Below are 22,476 nucleotides of genomic sequence, written 5' to 3'. Positions count from 1 at the left end.
CCTACCTATCTCCAAGAACCTGATGGATGAATGAGTGAAGTTTTTCTGGAGCGATTTCAGTTCTTTCTTTTTCGACCCATTCTCTGCCGAGACTTCCTACACGGAGTTGACTAGGATCTTTTGCTAACCGTACCCATAGGGCGGCAAGCTCTTCGGGCTTCTCAGGAGAAACAACTTCACCTGCATTGCAGCTTTCAATGATCTCCGCGGCTTCTCCCGCCACTACACCGGAAATGTGCAGGCCAGATGACATTAACTCATAAGTTTTTGAAGGAACGGCTCGCTCTAGAGGCTCCCAATCGGTTAGATGCACTAACGCAGTATCGGCCCATTCGTAATGCTCATCGAGCGCATCAGCTGGCCGACGAAAATAGAATTCGGCATGAACCTTGAGTCGCTCGGCCATTTCGCTCAAAGCTTCTTTCGCAGCCCCGGCCCCCACAAATCTCAAATGAACGTCAACGCCCGCGGTAGCGGCTATACTCGCCGCTTCAACGGCATTGGCAAGGTTTTGAGCTCTACCGATGGTCCCTGCATATAGGACGTTCAAAGCCCGTTTGCCATCTTCACTCACATAATGGTGTACAAAATCAGTCCGTGAGGGGAACACATTCCGGATAGTTACTAGGGGTATTTCACGGCCACTATTGGAAAATCTACTCCTTAGGTTTTCCTCCAAATGGCTCGAGGTCACCATCACTCCGCTCGAATGTTCAAGAACCCAGTTAACCGATCGGTCCGTCAACCATGAAGCACCTTGTAGAGGTCCATGCGAAAGGAGCAACTCTCGAAACGAGCGGGAACCGACGCTTCTATTCCACTGGTCAGATTGCGAAAGAAGATCTGGCCAGGCGTCGCGCAAATCAATTACGTACGGAGTACGCAATACCTTCGACGCAAAATAAGTAACTACGGCAGTAGGCAATGCAGGTACAGTACCGATGATTACATCTGGCTTTTTAGAAGAACGGCCAAAACTCAAAACGGACAGTTTTAGCATCATGCCTATGGCAACCGTAAGCTGATTCAGCGCCTTCTGCGTTAATGAATTTCCACTTGGAATGAAAAAGGTTCGATGAATTCTTTCACCTGAGGGGCCAAGCTCTAATTCTTTCCAGCCACGTCCAACAACCTGTCTCACCCAAGCTAGAAGCTTCAGATTCCTACGATAGTGCGGAGGTGGAGCGATGACTTCAAGTGCAAATTCGTCCCTAAGTAGCTCTGAAAGCCAAGTCCAACGCCGTTGAGGTACGCCATTTTCCGGATACCAATACTGCGATATCACCAGAATTTTCAAGAAAGGCTCCCACCTTCGCTCAGACCAAAAGGGAACTAATATCCTGACCAAAAGTGTCTACTCAAAGACCATTTTGCGCCTATTAGAACAGTATAAGCCACGGTTTCAAAGGAACGTGGCTTGGGGAGTGCTTCAACTTTATAAAGAGACTGGGAGGCACCAAACTATTTTGGCGCCTCCCAGTCGTTCCTATTAAGAGCGCCAGATACCCTTAGTGTCGATAACTGACTTTCCTTCAAGCAAGGCAGTGTCCATCTGGAGGAACTCCTTGTGATTAACCAAAAGTAGAACCACATCTGCGTCATGTACGGCAGTTTCTAGTTCCTGCTTTTTCAAGTTAGGTACCGAGGAGAGCGAATCAGGCAATTCCGCAACGTTCGGTTCGACTACTCGGATGTCTAGATCTGGGTTCTCCTCACCAAGCGTTTTCACAATATTCAGCGAAGGGGACTCTCGCAGATCGTCGATATCGTTCTTAAAGGCGATCCCAAGAGCCGCAACTGTGGAGCTCTCCTTACCTTCAAGCGCGGCCTTAACTTGCTCAATTACCCAAGCTGGCTTTCCATCATTAACGTCTCGAGCCATCTTGATAATCTTCGCTTCTTCAGGAACGGAGGAAACAATGAACCAAGGATCGACTGCAATGCAGTGGCCGCCAACTCCAGGTCCCGGTTGCAGGATATTAACTCGTGGATGGTGGTTAGCCAGATCAATGAGCTCCCACACGTCGATTCCCAAGCGGTCACTGATCAGCGACAACTCATTAGCGAATGCGATATTCACGTCCCTAAAGGAATTCTCGGTAAGCTTGGCCATCTCAGCAGTCGTGGCATTGGTCTGCAGCAACTCAGCAGTACAGAAGGTGCCATACAAATCAACAGCAAGCTGTGTACCCCGTGGGGTCAAACCACCGATGACGCGGTCATTGTTTTCCATCTCTTCCATAATCTGCCCTGGCAGCACTCGCTCCGGACAGTGGGCTACGAAAATTGCATTTTCGTCGTCTTCATCAAGAGACAGGTCAGGGCGAAGTTCAAGGATGTAATTCGCCATATCTTCGGTAGTTCCAGGAGGAGAAGTAGACTCCAGAACAACCAATGCTCCAGGACGTAGGTGCGGGGCCATAGCCTCAACCGCGGAATTGATGAACTTGGTATCAACCTTGTGGTCTTCCTTGAAAGGAGTAGGAACGCAGACGATATATGCATCCGCTTCAACCTGTTCGGTCTGGGCTACCAAGTACCCTTCATCTACAACTCGCTTCAGAAGAACATCGAACCCTGGCTCAAAGAAAGGTACTTCCCCTTTGTTGATTGACTCTACGAACTTAGAATTCACATCAACGCCGGTGACATGAACTCCCTTGGACGCAATGAACGCAGCGGTGGGCAATCCGATATAGCCCAATCCAACCACACAAACTTTTTCAAATGTCTGAGGAGACTTTTCAGAATGCATGAATACCTTTCTCGAATACTTTCAAACCCATACCCTACACGGAATTCAAACATGGCTCAGCGGGAAAGTCTTGCCAATCTTTCAAGGAGAACCATATCGCCTTCGCAGGGGCCTGTTTATTAGCTTCTTACAGGCGATTTGTACCTAACCGTTCATTCCCTATATAGTTAATTCTCGTTGCACAGAGAACAGCACGTTCGAAGTACATCAGCTATTCCTCCATAGCTCAGTTGGCAGAGCATTCGACTGTTAATCGAAGGGTCACTGGTTCGAGCCCAGTTGGAGGAGCAAAGTTCCCGCTTAGTAACACTAAGCGGGATTATTTGCGTTTTGTCTATTTTTCTTCAGGGATTCAATCTTTAAGCGGTGCGGTGGAAGTACTGCTTATACACAGGCGCATTAAGCCAGTAGACGGCCACGTAAGAGATCCAAGCGGGGCTCCTTGAAGCCATCGGACGGCAGTGTTGAGGAGAATCCTGGATTGGTTTGTCGTAGATTTTTCGTGTCTCCATCTGGCCGGCAACTTTGATGGTCTGCGCGATAGTGTCAGGCAAGACTGCCCTGCCAAGTTCATGAGTTGTTAACCAGATTTAAGGAATGCCCTGTAGATCTCGGCTTCAGACCTATTTTCCAGTTGAAGCCAGAAGCCAATGTGTCTTGGTACGCCCTGCTGCCTTGCAGGAGGCAGCGGTTTTGCGCGGCTAAACCCCAGCGCGAGTGGCTGTATCATTGTCCACCGCGCTAGACCGGCTTCTAGATGTGTAGAGCGCCCCGAGCGCGTTAAATGTTCCTAGTAAACCGTAGACTGACGTGAATGTCTCCAAAACTTGCTCGAAGGGGCCTGAAAGTGATTGTGAGCGAGTCTGAGGCCAAGCCCCAATTCTAGAGACTTCCTCGAGCTTCTAAGCCTGCTTAACCGCCGTAGCGCCGTCCCACATGCACGTCTACGCCGCCGAAGAGGCTGATGCAGTTGACGACGATTTCTGGCGCGTCTATCGGAAGGTCATTTGGATGGATGGCGCCGTGCTCAACCTTGAGGTCGTGACCGCCAAATAGGCCGAAGCCGTCAACACGGACACGGAATCCTTCTGGAATGTAGACGTCGGTGCCTCCGAAAAGCCCCACGGCATTAATGGTAGTGGTGCGATTGCGCAGCGCCGCTCCTGCAAGGTCGACGTCTACGCCACCGAAAACGCCCAAGGCCGTGAAAGTACGTGCTACTGCCCCACCACTAACGGTCGAACCCCCAAACAGACCCACCGCGAGGGAACGTGGAGCGTCCACGTTGGGCTGCACTTGCTGGATAGCCTGTTCTACTTTGGCAATCGCGTTGGATTCTTGGTGCCCCGAATATGCTTTTGCGATTTGGCGTTCTTCCCCGAAAAGAAGCACCTCTGGGTCTTCCACAAGGTCAGCAAGCGGCTCAATGAGCTCGCCTCGGGTTGTAGCCTGCTCGGACGCTGCCGAACGCTTTTCAAATTCATCGAGGTCGATTTGACCGGCCGACAGCGCATCTCCCAGGATGTCGGCAGCCTTCATGCGGTCTTGGTGGTTACAGCGGATATCCAGCGGTTTCATACCTCTATTATATCCGCTATATCTCCCCCATGCGCAGGTTATTTCTTATTCTGGGCGGCCTTGGAGGAATCAACCTCGGGCAGGAAGTCGTCTACGCGCTCGCCTACTCCGGTCAGCTCCGCGATGGCGGCGACGGCGCGCTGCGCGCCCTTGCCATCGCCATAAGGGTTAACGGCGTTGGCCATGGCTTGGAAAGCGGCGTCGTCGGAAAGCAAAAGCTTAGCCTCAGCCACGATGAGCTCACGGTTGGTACCCACCAGCTTCACGGTGCCGGCGACAACGGCTTCGGGGCGCTCAGTGTTTTGGCGCATAACCAGAACCGGCTTGCCCAGCGCTGGAGCCTCTTCTTGGACTCCGCCGGAATCAGTAAGAATGATGGTCGCGCGGTTTTGCAGCTGCGTGAACTGGTCATAAGGCAGCGGATCCGTGATGATGATATTCGGCAGGTGCTCGACCTCCGGCAGGACGGCCTCGCGCACCTTCGGATTCAGGTGCAGCGGCAAGGCAAAGTTGATCTCTGGATAGGCTTCTGCCAGATCCTTGACCGCGCCACCGATTTCCTTCATAGCCTCAAGGTTCTCGCGGCGATGGGTGGTAACTACGACAAGCCGCTTATCGGAATCTGCGGCTTCCTGCAGGGCAGGGTCCGCGAACTTCGTGTCCCACGAGGCTGCTTCCAAAAGCGCGTCAATGACGGTATTACCAGTGACCACGATGTCTTTGGAACGGACGTTCTCGCGGCGCAGGTTCTCCATCGAGCCTTCCGTTGGAGCCAGGTGCAGCTCAGCTACCTGGCCAATGAGCTTGCGGTTAGCTTCTTCGGGGAACGGCGAGTGGATATCCCCGGTGCGCAGGCCCGCTTCCAGGTGGACAATCTTTACACCGCGGTGGAATCCCGCGAGCGCTGCGGCCATGGCGGTAGAGGTATCGCCTTGGGAGATAATGACATCCGGCTGTTCTTCTTCAATAATGGAATCCAGACCCGCAATCGCGCGGGACACAATCTCATTGAGCCCCTGGCCCGGCTTCATAAGGCCGAGGTCATGCTTCGGGGAAATGCCAAACATGGTGTTGACCTGCTCCAGCATCTCTTTGTGCTGACCGGTAGAAACCGGAATGGATTCAAAGCGCTCATCATTATCCAGCGCCTTGATCACAGGGGCAACCTTGATAGCCTCCGGGCGGGTGCCATAGATGGTCATTACCTTGGGCTTAGTCATTACTCATTTCCTTTTGGTTGATGGGGATACTTCTTTATTGAACCATGTGCGGGAGCGTTGTACCCCCACGCGGCTTGTTGGAATCGTTAGCCGCTGACACTCACGCCGCCGTCTGGGGTGATGGTCACCGTGGCCGCCATGGCGCGGGCTAGGTCGAGGCGTTGCCACGAGCCTCCCTCTGACTGCCAATCCAATGGATTGCCGGCTGGGCGCGCGGTCTGGCGGAGGACCTCGGCACGCTGGTTCCAGCTGAGTTCGGGATGGGATGCGGCTAGCAACACTGGGGCGGCCTGTGGGACGACCATCGGGGCGTCTGTGCGGTAACGCGGGGCGAAGTCATAGTCCATGAACTTCGAATATTCGGCGACCACATCCTGGGTGGAGCGGTAGTCGGTACCCTCTGCCCTATCCTGGGCCACCAATTCTTCTACCGTTTTGCCGGTGCGCCACTTAATTTCCTTGCGCACTTCCATCGAGGCTTGCCAGAGAGCATGGCGCATGCGCTTGTCATTCAAGCGGTCAGCCGCGGCGGCTTGGCCAGTCATGCGGCCGCCGATGACATCCAGCGGGTAATGCACTCCTAGGACCACGCGGTGGTTGCCGGCCTCCGCGCCCCGCAGCATGAGCTGTGGACCTACCTCAGGCAGCATGAAGGACATCAGCGTGGTAATCCACGTTGCCTGATTGGTATGGCCCGAAGGGAAAGCTGGCGAGGTGGGATAAAGATCCTTGGAGCCATCGTCAAAGCGCTTAATCGCCTGCGGCGCGCGCTGGTACGGGCGTTGATAGTTGAAGTAGTACTTCTCAGACATCGTGGAATTGGCCAGTCCGCCTGCGCGGGCCGCATAGCCATTTCCTAGGAGGTATTCGGTCTTGGGCAGGCGGTGCTCGGCCAAGGCGGCGCGGAAGGCATCGCCTAGGTTCTTGCCCATCGAGTCAGAAACGGCGTTGAGCACGCTCGTCGAGCTGGCCTTGGCATCGGACTGCGCGCGGCGGATCAAAGCGGAGTCACCGGCTGCGGCGTTATTGATGGCCACGGCCTTGTCCATATTTTCTTGGCGGATTTCTGGTTGGGCCTTGATGTGATCAAAAAGCTGGACTACCTGCCAGTAGTTGCCAAACTGATAAGAGGAAACATCGGATTCAAAGCCCGCGATATAATCCGTGCTAAACGGCTCTGGAACCGGGGCGCCGGGGTGCTGGACTGGGGCCGGACCGGTGGTCTGCTGGGTAACAGGATCGCGGAGCTGGGGCACGGCTACGGGAAGGGCTGTGGCCGACGGTGCGAGGGCTATAGTCAGCCCAGTAGCCGCACACAGGGCGAGCCCACGGACCGCGGGGCGAAAATTATTCCGATATTTCAACGTAGAAACCTTTTACTAGCATCAAATTCCTACGAATAATATCTAGCTAAAGTTAAGGGGAAGTGAACGCGACACTAAACTCGCATGCACAATCGTGGATTGACGGGTAGACCTTTGCGGTCACCACTCAGCACTCTTCATGCCAATTGGGGCCTTGGTGCGCCGCGGCGGTATCCGGTTGGTGGCCGGAAGATTCCGCAGTAATGCTCGCGGTAAAAAGCGCGGCCAGCGCCACTGCTGAAGCCGCCGCCAAATCCCTACGCTTGTTATTTTCCACACATTTAAACTAGCGCGTATTGCGCGCCATGAAAAGCGCTAGTCCAATGTGGGGCTAGCGCCACCCCTCACTCGTGGTTGGCGGCGCGCGCCAAAGCTTCGCGGTAGGCTGGTGGGGAACTTTTACTCGCACTGGAATAAGGGGACACGCTAGATAATGATCCAATTCGTCTTCGGCGCCGCAGCAGGATACGTTTTTGGCACTAAGGCTGGCCGCAAGCGCTACCACCAGATCAAGGGCGCCTACGAGAAGGCCGTCAACTCCCCCGTGACCAAGTCCGCCGTCACCTCTGCGCGCAAGGCGGTGGCCAATCGCTTGGACCCGGAACCACGCATGCGCGAAGTTCGCGATTTGTCTTCCAAGCGCAAGGGCAAGGGCCGGCTGCGCGGATCGCAGGTGGATAATGCGGACCGCATTTATGAGCCTGATGAGGACTAGGGCGGCAGCAAGCTAGCCTTTAGGCCTCTCCCCTCCCCTCGGTGCGACGACGATTTGGTCGCGTGCCGAGGGGAGATTTTTATGCTTGGGGAGGCGTGCCGCGGAAGGCGCGGTCATTAAGCTCGCGGCGGGCCTGCTCGAGGGCAACGAGGTCGGCGAAGAGCGAGTTATAGCTGGCCTCATCATCAGAGGGGCGCATGCGGCCGAGGCGAGCTTTGAGCTGGGCGATCTGATCGCCCACCACGGTTTCTTGCAGGCGGGAAAGGACGGAGTCGGCGTATTTTTCGGGGCCGACGTCGGTAGGCAAGATTGCTTCTACGGCGAGCTCGGAGACGAAATTGCGGCCGGTGAGATCCTGCATCTCGCCGGCAACGGCGGCAATCCATTCCACGGCGGGCATGGACGCGCCTTGGGCGGCGCCGCCGGCGGTAGAAATTGCCTGGCGGACGAGGCGGTAGGCGTCGTTAGTATAGGCGTCGGCAGTAATGCCATCGAAGTACGAGCCCGCTACCTGCGGCATCTGCAGAGCCAGCTTGAGGGCCTCGCGCTGTGGCCACAGGTGGGTTTCCTTGGGGCTCGGCGGATGGATCATCGGCACGTCCTGCTGCGCCGGTTGCTGCTTCGCGTTGTCGAAGCGGCGGATGGTGGGTTTTTCAGCCTTCTTGGGCTTGCGCGCCTCCGCGCGGACCTGCTGGAGGACCTCCTCTGGGTTGGCCCAGCCCACCCAACCGGCAAGGCGGCGGGCATACTCGTGCTGCAGGGGCTGGTCACGGATCTGCGCTACCACGGGGACCGCGCGGCGCAATGCTTGCAGACGCCCCTCCGCAGTATCGATGCGGTACTCCGCGATGACGGATTGGATGACGAACTCGAACATGGGGATGCGGTCCGCGATGAGCTCGCGCACGGCGGCATCGCCTTTCTGCAGGCGCAGATCGCACGGGTCCATGCCGTCAGGCGCCACGGAGACGAAGGACTGGCCGGTGAATTTCTGCTCGCCATCAAAAGCGCGCATGGCGGCCTTCTGCCCTGCCTCATCGCCGTCGAAGGTATAGATGAGCTCGCCGTTGAAGTAGGAATCATCCAGCATCAGTCGGCGCAGCACCTGGAGGTGCTCGCCACCAAAGGCGGTGCCACACGATGCCACTGCGGTCTTCACACCGGCGGCATACATGGCCATGACATCCGTATAGCCCTCTACCACCACTGCCTGGTGGTTATCGGCAATATTGCGCTTGGCCAAGTCGAGGCCGAAGAGCACCTTGGACTTGCGATAAAGCATGGTCTCGGAGGTGTTCATGTACTTGCCGAGCTTGTCGTCGTCGAAAAGCTTGCGGGCACCAAAGCCAATCACGTTGCCGGAAAGGTCCTTGATGGGCCACAGCAGGCGGCGGTGGAAGCGGTCAATGGGGCCGCGCTTGCCCATCTTGGAAATACCGGCCGCCTCCAGCTCCTCAAAGGAAAAGCCCAAGCGCAGCAGGTGCTTAGTGGCGGTATCCCAGCCCTCCGGCGCATAGCCGCACTCAAAGTCATAGATGACCTCGCGGGAAAAGCCACGATCCAGCAAGAAGTCCCGTGCGGTAGCGGCCTGCGGGGTCTCCAATTGCTGGCGGTAGAACTCGTGCGCGGCCTTATTCGCGGCGATGAGGCGCTGGCGGGTCCCTGGCTTCTCATTGCGCGCGCCTGTGGAACCGCCCTGGTAGTTAATGTGGTAGCCGATCTTCTGCGCTACCGCTTCTACCGCCTCTGGGAAGGAGACCTGCTCCATTTCCATCAGGAAGCTAAAGACATCGCCGCCTTTGCCAGTGGAAAAGCAGTGATAGTAACCGCGCTGCGGGCGCACGTGGAAGGACGGGGTCTTTTCATCCTTGAAGGGGCTCAGGCCCTTGAGCGAATCGTGTCCGGCGGGCTTGAGCTGAACGTACTCGCCCACGATCTCTTCTAAAGGCGCGCGTTCACGGATAGCTTGGATGTCGCTGTCCGGAATTCTGCCTTTTGCCATGCGTACAGACTACCCCGCGCGCGGCGGGAATGTTCAAATGGCTGGGCCAGGATGGTGTGGTGTCTGTGGGTTCACGGTTTGGGCGGAAATTACCCTCTGATGGGGTGTATTCCACCTGCCTTTACCTACCCCCGTGACGGGGGAATTTTTGGCCTTGTTGGCAGCTTTGGCCGATTTCGGTATTCACCGCCGCACCTGCAAGAATAAAGGTATGCCCAAGTCCCAAGCGTCTAAGAAATCGCTCCCAGTAGCCCTCGGCGGCCTTGCGCTTGCCGTCGTTGCAGGCTACTTCGGCTTCGACCTCGGCGGCAATGATGATTCCTCTTCTTCGCCGTCTGAGTCCGCAGGAGGCGCTAAGGCTGGCGACGCCGATACTTGTGAGATGTCTTCCCTTCCTGCCGAGGCCAAGGACACCGCGGACGATATCTTGGCCGGTGGACCCTACGACTACCCGGATAATGACAACGCCCGCTTTGGCAACTACGAGGGACGCCTGCCGCAGCAGGACAAGAATTACTACCGCGAATACACGGTAGAAACCCCGGGCAGCAAGAACCGCGGCGCCCGCCGCATCATCACCGGCGGCGGCAGCGAGACCGACCCGGACGTGTGGTACTACACCGATGACCACTATGAAAGCTTCTGTTCTATCCCAGACGCGGAGGAGTAATCATGCAACGCATCCTCATTACTGAGCACATCCGCACCCGCGCGGACTTCTTCAACGCGCTAGGCCGCACTCGCGGCTGCGAGGACTGCGGCCCCCGCAACCTCGATGACCTCGCGGACTTCCTACGCGAGCAGCGCACCACCGTCATCATTGCCTCCGACATGGAAATCGCGGACGCAGAGTTGGAAGGCGTTGCCACCGTTTTGGAGGATCAGGGCGTGAAGTTGGTGCGCTAGCGACTCGGGCCCTGGGGGCTCAGGCTGGGGCGTTAGGTCCATAGACATCAGGCCGAATTGAGGGTTGTGAGCTCTCAATTCGGCCTTTTCGCGCTCAGATCGGCCTGATGAGTTTCGACCTAACTCTAGCGGCGCTGGGTGGGCCAGGTTTAGCTGAGGAATCCAGACAGCTCCGCACTCCGCCGAGCCAGGCGCTCCAGCCGGGACTCTGTCATGGAGGCAATCTGGTCGATGATGGCGCGGTCGCGGGCTGCGTCGGTATCGGCCTGCTCCCACCACAGGCGGAAGGTGGCATCGAGGGAGCCGGGGGCGCCGGCAACGAGGTAGTCGTAGACGCGGTAGATGCGCTCGCGCTGGCGGTCTTGGCGTGCGAGGTGGGCGGGCTCGTCCATGACGTAAAGGACCGCGATGGTTTTGAGCAGCTTGACTTCGGCTTCGGCTTGCTTGGGAACGACGAGGTCGCCGTGCATGCGGCCAAGGCTATTGGAGGCGATGAGATCGGCATTGGCCTCGCTGGTGGCGCCAACGGTCGCGCCGACATAGCGGCCGACGAGCTCCGAGGTCATCTTTTTCAGGTTGGCGTAGTCGCGCAAGGAATAGTCAAAGTCACCGATGGCGTTGATGACGCTTAAGTTGCGCAGGCTATCGGCCGCTTCCAGGAGCTCGTCGGCGGTGCCGCCGAAGGCCTTGGCGCCTTTTTCTGCTAGTTGGGCGAGCTCCACCAAGTCCCAGAGCACGCTCAATGAGATACGCCGGGAGATGATGCCATCTTCCACGTCGTGCACGGAGTAGGCGATGTCATCGGACCAGTCCATGACCTGGGCCTCGATGCACTTGCGGTTATCGGTATGACCCTCGCGCAGCCAGTCCAAAAGGTGCGCATCCTCGTCATAGGCGCCGTACTTGCGGTTGGTGGTGCCATCCGGGTTGGTCTTGGTCCACGGATATTTGCAGGCGCCGTCGAGGGCCGCGCGGGTGAGGTTGAGGCCAAAGCTTTGGGGTTCGCCGCGGGCATCGTCCACGATGACCTTCGGCTCCAAGCGGGTGAGGATACGCAGGGTTTGGGCGTTGCCCTCGAAGCCGTTAAGGGCAACTTCATTGAGCGCATTCTCGCCATTGTGGCCATAGGGCGGGTGGCCGATGTCATGAGTCAGGCCGGCCATATCGCAGAGATCGGGATCGAGGCCGAGCCCGGAGCCGATGCTGCGCGCGATTTGGCCCACCTCCAGCGAGTGGGTCAGCCGGGTGCGCGGGGTATCGCCGTCGCGCGGGCCGACGACCTGTGTTTTATCCGCTAGCCGGCGCAGCGCGGCCGAGTGCAGCACGCGGGCTCGGTCGCGGGCGAAGAGCCCGCGGTGCTCCTCCACGGGGTGGAAGGCTGAGCCCTTCGGCTTTTCATCGGCCAGGCGGGCAAAGTCGGCGGCGGAATAAGAATAGGTCACGGCGCCAAGTTTATTCCGCGAACAGGCCTTTTGGGTGAGCAACGTGGCTTAAGCGCGGTCGTCTTCCTGCTGAATCGTCTGATGCCGCAGCTTCTGATTGGGCCGCAGCACTTGCTCCACGCGGTAGAAACCATTGCGCAGCGCCGCAGCGCCGCGCGGCGGCAAAAGGCCGGCCACCAACGCATAGGCTACGCCACCCGTTTCGTGGGCAAGGTAGCGCCACCAGGGCTTAGAAAAGCGCGCGGCCGGGTAGTACGGCGTGCCGGAGACGGTGGCCGTGATGCCCTCTTGGCGGGCGATGAGTGCGGTGCGCAGGCGGTGGAGGGGATCGGTGATGATGGTGGCGTCGGAAAGCGCGAAGGCTTCCTTGACTGCGCTGAGGGAGCTGCGGGTATCCATGCCCTCCTCCACCGCGTGCACGGTCAGGTGCGGGAAGTGCTCGCGCAGGTAGGTGCGGCCGACGCCGGCCTCCGTGAACCTATCCCCGGGCAGCTTGCCGCCCACGGTAATAACCTCCAGTCCCTCAGCTGTGGCGAGCTCACCGGCGTGGCGCAGGCGGCCGGCCAGGATGCGGGAGGGGCGGCCATCGTATTGGGCGGTTCCTAAAACAATTGCGTACTTCACTGCCCCACTACATTACCTGCCGGAGGGCTAAGCTAAGCCGGTAAAGTGGTGGGCATGAATTTGAGTGCACGTTTGGGCCGCGCGGCCATTGCCGCTTTCATTTTGGGCTGCACCTCCCTCGGTGCGGGGTCTGCCTTCGCCGCCGAGACCACCACGGTGGCGCAGGGCACCGATACGGCAGCCCTAACGGAAAAGGTTACCGATGATGCGGGTGTATTAAGCACCCAAGAGAAGGCCGAGCTCAGGGAGAAGATTGGCCAGCTGCAAAAGGACGAGCACTTGACGCTCTTTGTCTATATCACCGATGAGCTGGGCACGGATCCGGAGAGCTTTGCTGGCCAGGCGGTCAAGGACAAGGGGCCGAACTCCGCGGTCTATGTGCTATCCATCAATGACCGCAAGATGGGCGTGCAGGCCGGCGATGCATGGCCCAAGGGCCGGCTGGACCAGATGTATGACGCCGCTTATGACAAGCTGGCCAGCGATGAATACGGTGCTTCGGCCGTCGCGCTTGCCGACGCCGCCCTGGGCAACTCCGCTTCAAATAACTCCGCCTCCGATTCCTCCGGCCTGGCGTGGCTGGGCGGTGGCGCGGCCGCCATCGTCGCCGCCGGTGGCGGAATCATGTACTACTCGCGCCGCAACACCAAGAAAAATAATGCGCAGACGCTGGAATCCGCCCGCGAGATCGCCCCGGGCGATACCGATCAGCTAAACCGCCTGCCTCTGGAAACCTTGGACCAGCTGGCCCAGGAGGAGTTGGTCTCTACCGATGAGTCCATCCGCCGCGGCAAGGAGGAGCTCAATATCGCGCTCTCCGAGTTCGGCCCCGAGCGCGTGCGCCCGTTTACCAAGGCGATGAACCACTCCACTTCTACCTTGCAAAAAGCCTTCCACCTACGCCAGCGCCTAGATGATGCCGTGCCGGAATCCCCGGCCGAGCGCCGCCAAATGCTGGTAGAAATCGTCTCCTCCTGCGGCCAGGCCGATGACGCCCTCGACGCGCAGGCCGAGGAGTTTGCCAAGATGCGCGACTTGCTCATCCACTCCGATGAAAAGCTGGACGAGCTCACCCAGCGCACCGTGGGCCTGCGCGCCCGCCTGCCAGAGGCCGAGTCCACGCTGGCCGGCCTGAAGTCCAACTATGACGAGCACGTGCTCTCCTCCATTGCCGATAACCCCGAGCTTGCCGCCGCGTCCCTCGATGAGGCCGAGAAACTGCTCGACAAGGCCCGAGGGGTCCAGGCCCAGCCGGCCGGCCAGCAGGGCCCGCTGGTGGGACTTATTCGCGATATCGAGCACGCCTGCGAGATGACGGATCGCCTCATTTCCGGCGTGGAAAACGCCGAGGAGAATATCGCCACCGCCCGCGGCAACCTCGAGGCGCTTATCGCCGAGGTCGAGGGCGAGATCAACGAGGCCCGCGAGCTCGAGCGCCAAGGCAAGGCCCAGGGAACCACCGCGGATTGGGACAAACTCGAAGAGCTGCTCGGCCGCGCCGGCAGCGCCGTAGATGAGGCCAAGGCCCACGGCCAACAGGATCCGTTGGGCCAGCACACCGCGCTGACCTCCATCGATACCGAGCTAGATGAGGCGCTCGACCGCGTGCGCGAGAAGACCTCCACGCACGCGCGCCAGCTAGACCTCTTCCGCCAGCAGATTTCCGTGGCGGAATCCAATATCCAGGCCGCAGAAGACCTCATTTCCTCCCGCGGTCGCATCATCGGCTCGGGTGCGCGCACCGCGCTTGCCGACGCCAAACGTCTCCACGCCCAAGCCCTCCACACCGAGCGCAGCGATATCCGCGCTGCGCTGCAGTCCTCCCGCGAGGCGGTGGCCGCGGCTCAGGCGGCGCTGCAGCGCGCCAAGGATGACATGGACGAACACCGTCGCCGCCAGCAGCGCCAACAGATGGGCAATGCCGCCAATAACATCGTCACCGGCGTGGTCATCGGCCAGATGCTCAGCGGCGGCCGCGGCTTCGGCGGCGGTTTCGGAGGCGGCGGCTTCGACGGAGGAAGCTTTGGCGGCGGCGGCTTCGGCGGTGGCGGTGGAGGCGGCTTCCGCGGCGGTTCCTTCTAGCACCCGCCGAATCGGCGCACCACCGGCCCGGCTCCCCTACTCCGCAGGTAACGGGCTAGGTGCGCAGGGTGCGCGGGGTGGCGTCGAGAAGCGCGCAGGCGTAGCTCAAGAAGATGGCGTCGAGCTCAGGAAGCCCGCCCATGCTCACGCGCAGCCCATCGCCGGCCGGCGCGGTGCTGGCAACCTCGGCGCCCGTGCCGCGGGCCACGATGCGGCGCTCGCGGCGGAAGGGATTGCGGCGCTCCAGCAGGTACTCGCGGTCGGCGCAAGTCGCACGCAGGCGGGTGACGGTAATCCCGGCCTGGGTGACCGAGAAATCCTCGCCCGCGGCGGTCTGCGCGCGCAGGAAGAACCGCGGAGAGGAAGAATCCAGCGAGGATTCTACTGCGAGGCGCTCGCCGGCGGCGGTGGCAAGCACGCCGTCGCGCACGGAGGCAAGCTCGTGCCCCTCGGCGTTGGTGAGCGCGCCCGCGCGCCAGGTCCACTGCGCAGTCATTAGAGGACGAATAGTGCGACGAGGGCGACGATGGATGCTAGGACCAAGGTGATGATCCAGGCCCAGGCTTTGCCTTGGGTGGTGGCATCCAAGATGACGCGGGTAAACCAGCTAAGACCGGCGATTTCCGCGGTGGTCAGGCCCTCGGCATCGTGCTCGAATTCGAGGATGGACTTGCGCACGCCGGAATTGCGGGCGGTGAACTGCCCTACCTTTTCATCATCGACGTCATCGATGATCCAGTCGCCGCTGTTTTCGTTGATGAAGGTGAAGGTACGGCCGTTGAGCGATGCCTCTAGGCGCTTATCGCGGCCGGGGCGGCCGGCGAGGCGGTAAATGGAGCCGTCGGCAAGCGTGGCAGAAGCGCCAAGGTCACTGACCTCGGTGCGCCAGAAATGGCCGTCCACCTCCGCGGAATGCTCCGAAAATACGCCCAGCTGCTCCGGGCCTTCCTCGGCCAAGAGCACGGGCTTTGCGCGATCGGAGCGATCCCAGCTGGTGTAATGCATTACTAGCACCCAATCAGGCGAGCGGCGAGGTAAGCCTCGAGGTCATCGAGCTTCACGCGCTCCTGCTCCATGGTGTCGCGCTCGCGCACGGTCACGGCATCGTCCTCGAGGGTGTCGAAGTCGAAGGTGACGCAGAACGGGGTGCCGATCTCATCCTGGCGGCGGTAGCGGCGGCCGATGGCGCCGGAGACGTCAAAGTCCACGTTCCAGTGTGCGCGCAGCTTATCGGCCAGCTTACGGGCGGGCTCAGAGAGCTCTTCCTTCTTGGACAGCGGCAGTACGGCCACCTTGATCGGTGCCAGGCGGCGGTCCAGGCGCAGGACGACGCGCTTATCGGTGCCGCCCTTGGCGTTCGGAGCCTCTTCCTCGTCGTAGGCATCCACCAGGAAGGCCATCATAGAACGGCCCAGGCCGGCGGCCGGCTCGATGACGTACGGAATCCAGCGCTCGTCATTGGCCTGGTCGTAGTAGGACAGGTCCTCGCCCGAGCCCTTGGCGTGGACGGACAGGTCATAGTCCGTGCGGTTGGCCACGCCTTCCAGCTCGCCCCACTTGGAGCCCTTGAAGCCAAAGGCGTACTCCACGTCCACGGTGCGCTTGGAGTAGTGGGAGAGCTTTTCCTTCGGGTGCTCGTACAGGCGCAGGTTTTCTTCCTTGATGCCCAGGTCCACGTACCAGTTGTAGCGGTCATCAATCCAGTACTGGTGCCACTCTTCGTCCTCGCCCGGCTTGACGAAGAACTCCATTTCCATCTGCTCGAACTCGCGGGTACGGAAGATGAAGTTGCCTGGGGTGATCTCGTTGCGGAAGGACTTGCCGATGTTCGCGATGCCAAACGGCGGCTTCATGCGCGAGGAGGTCATCACGTTCTTGAAGTTAACGAAGATGCCCTGTGCGGTTTCCGGACGCAGGTAGTGCAGGCCTTGCTCATCGTCCACCGGGCCCAGGAAGGTCTTGAGCAGACCGGAGAAGGCCTTCGGTTCGGTCCAGTCACCCGGCTGGCCGGTTTCTGGGTCATTGATATCTGCCAGGCCGTTTTCTGGCTCGTGGCCGTGCTTTTCCTCGTAGGCCTCAATAAGGTCGTCGGCACGGTAGCGCTTGCCGGTGTGGCGGGATTCCACCAGCGGGTCAGAAAAGACCTCGACGTGACCGGAGGATACCCAGACCTGACGCGGCTGGATGACGGAGGTATCTACGCCCACGACGTCTGCGCGGGACTGCACCATGTGGCGCCACCACTGGCGCTTGATGTTTTCCTTGAGCTCTACACCAAGAGGGCCGTAGTCCCACGCGGAGCGGGAACCGCCGTAAATTTCACCTGCCTGGTAGACCAAGCCGCGGCGCTTACACAGGTTTACAACGGTATCGATGACGGATGCCATAAGTTTTCGGACTCCTCTGGTAGGGGACAGTCTTGACAATCTCGTTCAGTCTAACCCGAAGCGCTTCCCGGCGGTGGGATTGGGGCATGAATTTAATCTGAAATAAATACAACGTATTGCAAGTATCGGGTAATATAAGGGTAACCGACAGGTAATAGGTATTTAATTGAAGGTGACATTCCCTATGACGACCACTTACAAGGCCCCAAATACTTCTGCGGCTGCCAGCGTTATCGCTGCCCTTGATTCGCCCCTACGCATCGCAATCATCTCCCGCTTGGCCGAGCGCGATCACTTTGTCCATGAGCTGGTCAAGGCCACCGGCAAGTCCCAGCCCCTTATCAGCCAGCACCTGCGCGTGCTCAAGCAGGCAGGCATCGTGGACTCCGAGCGCAGCGGCCGCGAGGTAACCTACTCGCTCATTGCGCCGCGGGTTTTGGACCTGCTTGCCGACGCCGCCAAGATCGCCTCCTAGCCCCTCCCCTCCTGCATAAAAAGCCGCCTGACTGTGCAGTTATTGAAAAAGCACTGATAATATTGAGGGCATGGCTTTACACGACAGTATTCCCAAGCTAGGCGCGCGCAATACCAAACAGCGCACCGCAGTGGTTGAGGTACTGCGGGAAATGGAGAAATTCGCCTCCGCCAAGGAGATCTACCACGAGCTCCAGGAGCGCGAGGAAAAGGTGGGCCTGACCACCGTGTACCGCACCCTGCAGTCCCTGACCGATATCGATGCAGTGGATGCCCTCCACATGCCCAATGGCGAAACCCTGTACCGCCATTGCGATACCGACGCCCACCACCACCACTTGGTGTGCACCAAGTGCGGCCGCACCGAGGAAATCGACGGCGGCCCCATTGAAAAGTGGGCCACCTCCGTGGCCAAGGAGTACGGCTTCGAGCTCACCGGCCACGATGCCGAGGTCTTTGGCATCTGCAGCGACTGCGCCGCCTCCGCCTAAACGGCCGCACGCCCTCGCGCGCAGCCACTCCCCCTCACCTCAGCCTCCAGTTTCCGGCGGCTGAGGTTTTTCTTTTTGCGCTACTTCTTCACGCCACCGAAGCGGCGGTCGCGCCGCGCATACTCCTCGATGGCGGCGAAGAGGTCCTCCGGAGTGAAGTCCGGGAAGAGTTTGTCTTGGTAAATCATCTCCGCGTAGGCGGACTGCCAGAGCAGGAAGTTTGAGGTGCGCTTCTCACCGGACGGGCGCAGGAAGAGATCCACGTCCGGCATGCTCGGGTCATAAAGATGCTGCGCGATGGTTTCTTCCTTGATATCGCGCGGGTTGAGCTCGCCTGCGGCCACCTGCTTGGCGATGTCCCTAAAGCCATCCACCAGTTCTGCCCTACCGCCATAGTTCACGCACATGGCCAAGGTCATCTTGGTATTGTCCTTGGTCAGCTCCTGGGCGGCCTCGAGCTCCTTAATAACCGAGCGCCACAAGCGCGGGCGGCGGCCGGCCCACACCACGCGCACGCCGCGCTCATTGAGCCACTCGCGCTGGCGGCGCAGCACGTCGCGGTTAAAGCCCATGAGGAAGCGGACCTCTTCAGGGCTGCGGCGCCAATTCTCGGTGGAGAAAGCATAGGCCGAAAGGTAGGGAACGCCGGCGGCAAGGCAGGCATCGACGACGTCAAGAAGCACGGCTTCTCCGCGCCTATGCCCCTCGGTGCGCTTCATACCTTTCTCCTGGGCCCAGCGGCCGTTGCCGTCCATGACCAGCGCAATATGGCGCGGCATGAACTCATCCGGAATATTCGGCGGGGTCAAAGTGCGGTTCGGGTCTGGCGTAATCACGGGCTATATTCTACTGCTCCATAACCTGCAATGCGGAAACATTGCGCTCCATGTGCCACTGCAGGTGCGCCCGCGCTAGGCGGTGCCCCTCCTGCTTCTGCGCATTCGTCGGATTCGTCGGGTGATTATGCGCCAAAAGCCACAGGTGGTGCAGGGTTTCCGGGTCTACCTCCGCAGCACCTGGCGGCCGACATTCGTGGCACGCCGCGCCGCCGGCAGCCGGGTGGAAAGCGTGGTGCGGGCCGGGCCGGTTGCACTGGGCGCAGTTGAAGAGGCTCGGCGCCCAACCGGCATGCGCCATCGCCTGGAGCAAGAAGGCATCCAGCGCCATGGTCGGATCCGCGGTTTGCAGCTGCTCCAAGGTCGCGGTGACGGATTCGTAGAGGTAGGGGTCATGGGCGGCGTCGGCAAACGCAAGGCGCTCGGCCGATTCCAGCACCGCGCACGCGGCCGTGTAGCGCTCATAGTCCTCGATGAGGCGCGCGCCAAAGTAGTCGACCGTATCCGCCTGAGAAATGGTGGCTAGATTCTTGCCCACATACAGCTGGACATCAAGGTTGACGAAGAGCTGCAGGCGCGAACCAAAGCGTGATTTTGCCCGGCGCACGCCTTTGGCCACCGCGCGCACGAGGCCGTGATCGCGGGTAAGCAGGACGATGACGCGATCGGCCTCACCAAAGTCGTAGGTGCGGATGACCACTGCGCGGTCACGATAGTTCTCGCGCATAGTGGTTTAGAACCCGAGTCTACCCAGCGACTTCGGGTCAGACTGCCAATTCTTCAGCACCTTGATGCGCAGATCCAGATACACGTTGTGGCCGAGCAGCTCGATGATCTCCTTGCGGGCATTGCCCACAATGCGACGGAAGCGCAGGCCATCCTTGCCCTCAATAATGCGCTTTTGGCCGGGGCGCTCCAGGTACAAAATGGCATGGATATCCAGCACGCCCTCACGGGTGCGCGACGGCAGCATCTCATCCACCTGCACCGCCACCGAGTGCGGCAGCTCCGCCTTCAAGCCAGACAGGGCGGCTTCACGAATGAGTTCCTCGATGCGCTTTTCCTGGCCCTCATCGGTGATGTGGTCATCCGGGTAGAACTTCGGGCCTTCCGGCAGGTGATCCACGATGACCTGCACTAGCTCATCCAGTTGCACACCCTCCTTGGAGGAAACCGGGATGACTACCGCATTCGGGTCATCCTGGGAGAGCAGCTCGTGCAGGGCCAGCAGCTGCGCGCCAACCTGATCTTTGCTGGCCTTATCCAGCTTGGTGACGATACCGATGATCGGGGTCTTTGGCGCGATGCTGCGCACGTTTTCCAGGATCCAACGGTCACCCGGGCCAATCTTTTCATCAGCCGGGATGGTCAGGCCGATTACATCCACATCGGCATAGGTGTCTTTGACTACCTCGTTGAGGCGCTCGCCCAGAAGGGTCCGCGGGCGGTGCAGGCCCGGCGTATCCACGACGATGACCTGGGCATCATCGCGGTGTACCAAACCGCGAATGGTGTGGCGGGTGGTCTCCGGCTGGTCCGCGGTGATCGCAATCTTCTGCCCCACCAGGGCATTGGTCAGGGTGGACTTGCCGGTATTCGGACGCCCAACAAAGGATACGAAGCCTGAGCGGAATCCCTCCGGGGTATCGGTGTATTGCGAATAATCAAGCGGGACTGCCGTATTCTCGGCGCCTTCCGGCACGGCATCATCGGGGTCTTCTGGCAGACCCTCGAATGCCGCATCAAACTGTGCATCAAAATCAGAACTCATTACCCGCAATAATAGCCCACAGAGTCAAGATCTCCGATTAGTTCGCGGCCAATTCGCACCGGTGAAGCGGCATAGGACTAATCTATGGAGAAACCTCTTCTCTCCAGCGCATACCGCGCTCACTCTCCGAAAGGCTCCTCATGCCCCGCAAATCCCCTGCCCTACTTTTGGGCGCTGCCCTTACTCTCATCCTTTCCGCATGCTCCTCGCCTAATTCCGAGTCACCCGCCGAGACGAGTACTAGTTCTTCGGCTACCTCTTCTTCATCCGCCACCAGTTCTTCAAGTACGGCCTCTTCTGCCGCTACCATCAGCAGCGAAGAGAGCATGGCGGAAGAACCTGCAAAAAGCGCCGCTCCTGAGCCGGAGACCCAGCCTCAAACCGCGGCTGCCGAGCCGGAGCTGCTGTATTGCGATCCGGGAAATTTGACCATCATCGGTACATTTTCCGACGGCACGCAAAGGCCCACAGAGCTATGCGATACTCCCGCTCATCGCCGATCTGCACGCGCAGAAGGAGTGTGCGGCAGTCTAGACGGACGATATAAGTACCCCGAAGAATGGGCCGAGCTGTGCAATGGAGGCCTTCCGCCTTCAGATTCAGATTCGTTGAATGACTATGGCGACGTAGATGCTGGATACACGCCAGAGTCCGACGCAGTGTTAGATACGCCAGCCGATGCCGATACTGGTGCGGTAGAAGGCTACGAGTATTAGCGGGAAAGACCGCACGCTGGACAACGCCAAAGCCCTGCGCCCGTCGAAACGGGTGCAGGGCTTGCCGCTAAATTAGTGAAGCTTACTTAAACTCATCCGGCAGCGGTCCAAGCTGCGGGCCGTCCGGGTAGTACTTCCAGCCATCCTTGATGCGGACGTCGTCAGCCCACGGCAGCTTATACTTGCCCTTAGCCAAGTCCTCGACCCAGGTGAGATAGTTGTCGGTCTTGCCGCCGGGGTAGCCCACGTATCCGCGGTTGCCCAGGTTGAAGATGTTGTTTTCTAGGCCCCAATTGATACGGGCCTTGTCAGCCAACTCTGGGAAGATTTCGGCGGTGACGATCTCGCCGGGATTGCGGTGGCCCTCAGAAATCATGTGGCCGTCGTAATTGCAGACGTTACCTTCACCGAAGTAGTAGAAGGTGTTGTCGTAGCCAGCCAAGTTTACGGATGCGGTGTACATCAGGTTCTGGAAGGCATTCGTCTTATTGGTCATGATCCACTGATCCTGGGTCTGTGTGGAGTAGCCAGAGATGCGGATATAAACGTTGGCGCCCTTGTATGCAGCCTCGCGAGCAAGCTCAGGGAACATGCCATCGTGGCAAATGTTCACGGCAAGCTTGGAGCCCTTCGGGCCGTCGCAAACCGGCATGCCCAGATCGCCCGGGTACCACGGTTCGATAGGAGTCCACGGCTGGAGCTTGCGGTAGTGCAGCGCAATTTCACCATCGGAGTTGATGATGATGGCGGTATTAAATGGCGGCTTTCCTTCCTCATGGTTTGGTTCCATGATGGAGAAGACGCCCCACACGTCATTTTCCTTACAAGCCTGCTTGAACTGATCTACCTTGGGATCATCGAGTCCAATGAGGAATTCATCATAGGACCAAATCTTGGTGTTGAGACCGGAGGAAGAATATTCCGGGAAAACAATAAGGTCGAGGTCTGGGTAACCGGCCTTGGTGGAACCCACCATGCGGCAGATTTCGTCCACGCTAGCCTGGACGTCTTCCGGGGTATTGACCACCGGAACGGGATACTGAATGAGGGCCATCAACAGGCCGTCGGGGGATGCGCTGATGCTGCCGGTGCTGGACATGGTGGACTCCTATC

At 59.3% G+C, this 22,476-nt stretch carries 23 protein-coding genes and 1 tRNA gene; 8 read left to right on the top strand and 16 right to left on the bottom strand.

Annotation, left to right across the window (positions count from 1 at the left end):
• Nucleotide 1: 1 nt before the first annotated feature.
• Together MHK00_RS01630 and wecC are read right to left on the bottom strand one after the other, a co-directional pair.
• Nucleotides 2–1,297 carry a glycosyltransferase family 4 protein gene (locus MHK00_RS01630; protein ID WP_040425181.1) on the bottom strand — a complete coding sequence of 432 codons (1,296 nt, stop codon included), beginning with the start codon at nt 1,295–1,297 and terminating at the stop codon, nt 2–4.
• A 192-nt stretch (nt 1,298–1,489) separates the two neighbouring features.
• Complete coding sequence (gene wecC / locus MHK00_RS01625) at nt 1,490–2,755, bottom strand: UDP-N-acetyl-D-mannosamine dehydrogenase (RefSeq protein ID WP_050780324.1); 1,266 nt, start codon at nt 2,753–2,755, stop codon at nt 1,490–1,492.
• 215 nt (nt 2,756–2,970) lie between these two features.
• On the opposite strand from wecC, the gene MHK00_RS01620 reads away from it, so the two are divergent.
• A tRNA-Asn gene (locus MHK00_RS01620) sits at nt 2,971–3,043 on the top strand.
• A gap of 624 nt (nt 3,044–3,667) precedes the next feature.
• On the opposite strand, the gene MHK00_RS01615 is transcribed toward MHK00_RS01620, so the two are convergent.
• From MHK00_RS01615 to MHK00_RS01600, 4 genes are all read right to left on the bottom strand, one after another.
• Entirely contained in the window at nt 3,668–4,333 is a 666-nt protein-coding gene (locus MHK00_RS01615; protein ID WP_005324250.1) for a DUF1707 SHOCT-like domain-containing protein, read from the bottom strand.
• Between the two features lie 38 nt (nt 4,334–4,371).
• Entirely contained in the window at nt 4,372–5,553 is a 1,182-nt protein-coding gene (gene wecB / locus MHK00_RS01610; protein WP_250410150.1) for a non-hydrolyzing UDP-N-acetylglucosamine 2-epimerase, read from the bottom strand.
• A gap of 86 nt (nt 5,554–5,639) precedes the next feature.
• The gene (locus MHK00_RS01605; protein ID WP_250410149.1) at nt 5,640–6,809 is read right to left on the bottom strand and encodes an acid phosphatase; all 1,170 of its coding nucleotides are present in this window, start codon (nt 6,807–6,809) and stop codon (nt 5,640–5,642) included.
• 235 nt (nt 6,810–7,044) lie between these two features.
• Entirely contained in the window at nt 7,045–7,194 is a 150-nt protein-coding gene (locus tag MHK00_RS01600) for a hypothetical protein (RefSeq protein ID WP_250410148.1), read from the bottom strand.
• Between the two features lie 156 nt (nt 7,195–7,350).
• On the opposite strand from MHK00_RS01600, the gene MHK00_RS01595 reads away from it, so the two are divergent.
• The gene (locus tag MHK00_RS01595; RefSeq protein WP_005324241.1) at nt 7,351–7,632 is read left to right on the top strand and encodes a hypothetical protein; all 282 of its coding nucleotides are present in this window, start codon (nt 7,351–7,353) and stop codon (nt 7,630–7,632) included.
• A 79-nt stretch (nt 7,633–7,711) separates the two neighbouring features.
• Here the strand turns inward: MHK00_RS01595 and dnaG are convergent, their stop codons facing one another.
• Entirely contained in the window at nt 7,712–9,634 is a 1,923-nt protein-coding gene (dnaG, locus tag MHK00_RS01590) for a DNA primase (RefSeq protein ID WP_250410147.1), read from the bottom strand.
• A 211-nt stretch (nt 9,635–9,845) separates the two neighbouring features.
• On the opposite strand from dnaG, the gene MHK00_RS01585 reads away from it, so the two are divergent.
• Nucleotides 9,846–10,304 (top strand): guanyl-specific ribonuclease, encoded by a 459-nt coding sequence (locus MHK00_RS01585; RefSeq protein WP_250410146.1) that lies wholly within the window; start codon nt 9,846–9,848, stop codon nt 10,302–10,304.
• A 2-nt stretch (nt 10,305–10,306) separates the two neighbouring features.
• Nucleotides 10,307–10,540, top strand: coding sequence for a barstar family protein (locus MHK00_RS01580; RefSeq protein ID WP_005324236.1), 234 nt, complete (start codon nt 10,307–10,309; stop codon nt 10,538–10,540).
• Between the two features lie 149 nt (nt 10,541–10,689).
• Here the strand turns inward: MHK00_RS01580 and MHK00_RS01575 are convergent, their stop codons facing one another.
• Both MHK00_RS01575 and MHK00_RS01570 read right to left on the bottom strand, forming a co-directional pair.
• Complete coding sequence (locus tag MHK00_RS01575) at nt 10,690–11,982, bottom strand: deoxyguanosinetriphosphate triphosphohydrolase (RefSeq protein WP_250410145.1); 1,293 nt, start codon at nt 11,980–11,982, stop codon at nt 10,690–10,692.
• 48 nt (nt 11,983–12,030) lie between these two features.
• Nucleotides 12,031–12,606 (bottom strand): YdcF family protein, encoded by a 576-nt coding sequence (locus tag MHK00_RS01570; RefSeq protein ID WP_200435350.1) that lies wholly within the window; start codon nt 12,604–12,606, stop codon nt 12,031–12,033.
• 54 nt (nt 12,607–12,660) lie between these two features.
• Here MHK00_RS01570 and MHK00_RS01565 point away from each other — a divergent pair, with 54 nt between their 5' ends.
• The gene (locus tag MHK00_RS01565; RefSeq protein WP_250410144.1) at nt 12,661–14,688 is read left to right on the top strand and encodes a TPM domain-containing protein; all 2,028 of its coding nucleotides are present in this window, start codon (nt 12,661–12,663) and stop codon (nt 14,686–14,688) included.
• 55 nt (nt 14,689–14,743) lie between these two features.
• Here MHK00_RS01565 and MHK00_RS01560 read toward each other — a convergent pair whose 3' ends face one another.
• The 3 genes from MHK00_RS01560 to MHK00_RS01550 are packed head-to-tail and all read right to left on the bottom strand — an operon-like array spanning nt 14,744 to nt 17,075.
• Entirely contained in the window at nt 14,744–15,184 is a 441-nt protein-coding gene (locus MHK00_RS01560) for a hypothetical protein (RefSeq protein WP_250410143.1), read from the bottom strand.
• The gene (locus tag MHK00_RS01555) at nt 15,184–15,693 is read right to left on the bottom strand and encodes a hypothetical protein (RefSeq protein ID WP_239278673.1); all 510 of its coding nucleotides are present in this window, start codon (nt 15,691–15,693) and stop codon (nt 15,184–15,186) included. The genes MHK00_RS01560 and MHK00_RS01555 overlap by 1 nt, the downstream gene beginning before the upstream one ends.
• A 2-nt stretch (nt 15,694–15,695) precedes the next feature.
• On the bottom strand, nt 15,696–17,075 hold the full coding sequence (locus MHK00_RS01550) for a glycine--tRNA ligase (RefSeq protein ID WP_005326454.1): 1,380 nt from the start codon (nt 17,073–17,075) through the stop codon (nt 15,696–15,698).
• A 184-nt stretch (nt 17,076–17,259) separates the two neighbouring features.
• Here MHK00_RS01550 and MHK00_RS01545 point away from each other — a divergent pair, with 184 nt between their 5' ends.
• The gene (locus tag MHK00_RS01545; RefSeq protein ID WP_250410142.1) at nt 17,260–17,550 is read left to right on the top strand and encodes an ArsR/SmtB family transcription factor; all 291 of its coding nucleotides are present in this window, start codon (nt 17,260–17,262) and stop codon (nt 17,548–17,550) included.
• A 70-nt stretch (nt 17,551–17,620) separates the two neighbouring features.
• Nucleotides 17,621–18,040: a Fur family transcriptional regulator gene (locus tag MHK00_RS01540; protein WP_005326453.1), complete on the top strand. Its 420-nt coding sequence runs from the start codon at nt 17,621–17,623 to the stop codon at nt 18,038–18,040.
• Nucleotides 18,041–18,120: 80 nt separating this feature from the next.
• Here the strand turns inward: MHK00_RS01540 and MHK00_RS01535 are convergent, their stop codons facing one another.
• From MHK00_RS01535 to era, 3 genes are read right to left on the bottom strand one after another with little or no spacing between them, the layout of a single operon-like run.
• Nucleotides 18,121–18,876, bottom strand: a complete 756-nt coding sequence (locus MHK00_RS01535) for an isoprenyl transferase (protein ID WP_005326452.1) — start codon at nt 18,874–18,876, stop codon at nt 18,121–18,123.
• Between the two features lie 10 nt (nt 18,877–18,886).
• Nucleotides 18,887–19,603 (bottom strand): DNA repair protein RecO, encoded by a 717-nt coding sequence (recO, locus tag MHK00_RS01530; RefSeq protein WP_005326451.1) that lies wholly within the window; start codon nt 19,601–19,603, stop codon nt 18,887–18,889.
• Nucleotides 19,604–19,609: 6 nt separating this feature from the next.
• Entirely contained in the window at nt 19,610–20,647 is a 1,038-nt protein-coding gene (gene era / locus MHK00_RS01525; RefSeq protein WP_005326450.1) for a GTPase Era, read from the bottom strand.
• A 140-nt stretch (nt 20,648–20,787) separates the two neighbouring features.
• On the opposite strand from era, the gene MHK00_RS01520 reads away from it, so the two are divergent.
• Nucleotides 20,788–21,363 carry a hypothetical protein gene (locus MHK00_RS01520; RefSeq protein ID WP_023021002.1) on the top strand — a complete coding sequence of 192 codons (576 nt, stop codon included), beginning with the start codon at nt 20,788–20,790 and terminating at the stop codon, nt 21,361–21,363.
• Nucleotides 21,364–21,445: 82 nt separating this feature from the next.
• Here the strand turns inward: MHK00_RS01520 and MHK00_RS01515 are convergent, their stop codons facing one another.
• Complete coding sequence (locus MHK00_RS01515; protein WP_005326447.1) at nt 21,446–22,462, bottom strand: formamidase; 1,017 nt, start codon at nt 22,460–22,462, stop codon at nt 21,446–21,448.
• Nucleotides 22,463–22,476: the final 14 nt, after the last annotated feature.

It is taken from the genome of Corynebacterium tuberculostearicum, assembly GCF_022347385.1.
Taxonomy (GTDB): Bacteria; Actinomycetota; Actinomycetes; order Mycobacteriales; family Mycobacteriaceae; genus Corynebacterium; species Corynebacterium tuberculostearicum_M.
Note: the sequence above shows the minus strand (reverse complement) of the source record. Positions and strands in the feature narration are given on the sequence as shown.

Bases quoted from the DNA above. Each gene is read 5' to 3' on its own strand.
- MHK00_RS01540 (WP_005326453.1), top strand. From the start codon at position 17,621: ATGGCTTTACACGACAGTATTCCCAAGCTAGGCGCGCGCAATACCAAA.
- wecB (WP_250410150.1), bottom strand. From the start codon at position 5,553: ATGACTAAGCCCAAGGTAATGACCATCTATGGCACCCGCCCGGAGGCT.
- MHK00_RS01615 (WP_005324250.1), bottom strand. From the start codon at position 4,333: ATGAAACCGCTGGATATCCGCTGTAACCACCAAGACCGCATGAAGGCT.
- MHK00_RS01585 (WP_250410146.1), top strand. From the start codon at position 9,846: ATGCCCAAGTCCCAAGCGTCTAAGAAATCGCTCCCAGTAGCCCTCGGC.
- dnaG (WP_250410147.1), bottom strand. From the start codon at position 9,634: ATGGCAAAAGGCAGAATTCCGGACAGCGACATCCAAGCTATCCGTGAA.
- wecC (WP_050780324.1), bottom strand. From the start codon at position 2,755: ATGCATTCTGAAAAGTCTCCTCAGACATTTGAAAAAGTTTGTGTGGTT.
- MHK00_RS01550 (WP_005326454.1), bottom strand. From the start codon at position 17,075: ATGGCATCCGTCATCGATACCGTTGTAAACCTGTGTAAGCGCCGCGGC.
- MHK00_RS01515 (WP_005326447.1), bottom strand. From the start codon at position 22,462: ATGTCCAGCACCGGCAGCATCAGCGCATCCCCCGACGGCCTGTTGATG.
- MHK00_RS01555 (WP_239278673.1), bottom strand. From the start codon at position 15,693: ATGCATTACACCAGCTGGGATCGCTCCGATCGCGCAAAGCCCGTGCTC.
- era (WP_005326450.1), bottom strand. From the start codon at position 20,647: ATGAGTTCTGATTTTGATGCACAGTTTGATGCGGCATTCGAGGGTCTG.
- MHK00_RS01520 (WP_023021002.1), top strand. From the start codon at position 20,788: ATGCCCCGCAAATCCCCTGCCCTACTTTTGGGCGCTGCCCTTACTCTC.
- MHK00_RS01560 (WP_250410143.1), bottom strand. From the start codon at position 15,184: ATGACTGCGCAGTGGACCTGGCGCGCGGGCGCGCTCACCAACGCCGAG.
- MHK00_RS01595 (WP_005324241.1), top strand. From the start codon at position 7,351: ATGATCCAATTCGTCTTCGGCGCCGCAGCAGGATACGTTTTTGGCACT.
- recO (WP_005326451.1), bottom strand. From the start codon at position 19,603: ATGCGCGAGAACTATCGTGACCGCGCAGTGGTCATCCGCACCTACGAC.
- MHK00_RS01565 (WP_250410144.1), top strand. From the start codon at position 12,661: ATGAATTTGAGTGCACGTTTGGGCCGCGCGGCCATTGCCGCTTTCATT.
- MHK00_RS01545 (WP_250410142.1), top strand. From the start codon at position 17,260: ATGACGACCACTTACAAGGCCCCAAATACTTCTGCGGCTGCCAGCGTT.
- MHK00_RS01580 (WP_005324236.1), top strand. From the start codon at position 10,307: ATGCAACGCATCCTCATTACTGAGCACATCCGCACCCGCGCGGACTTC.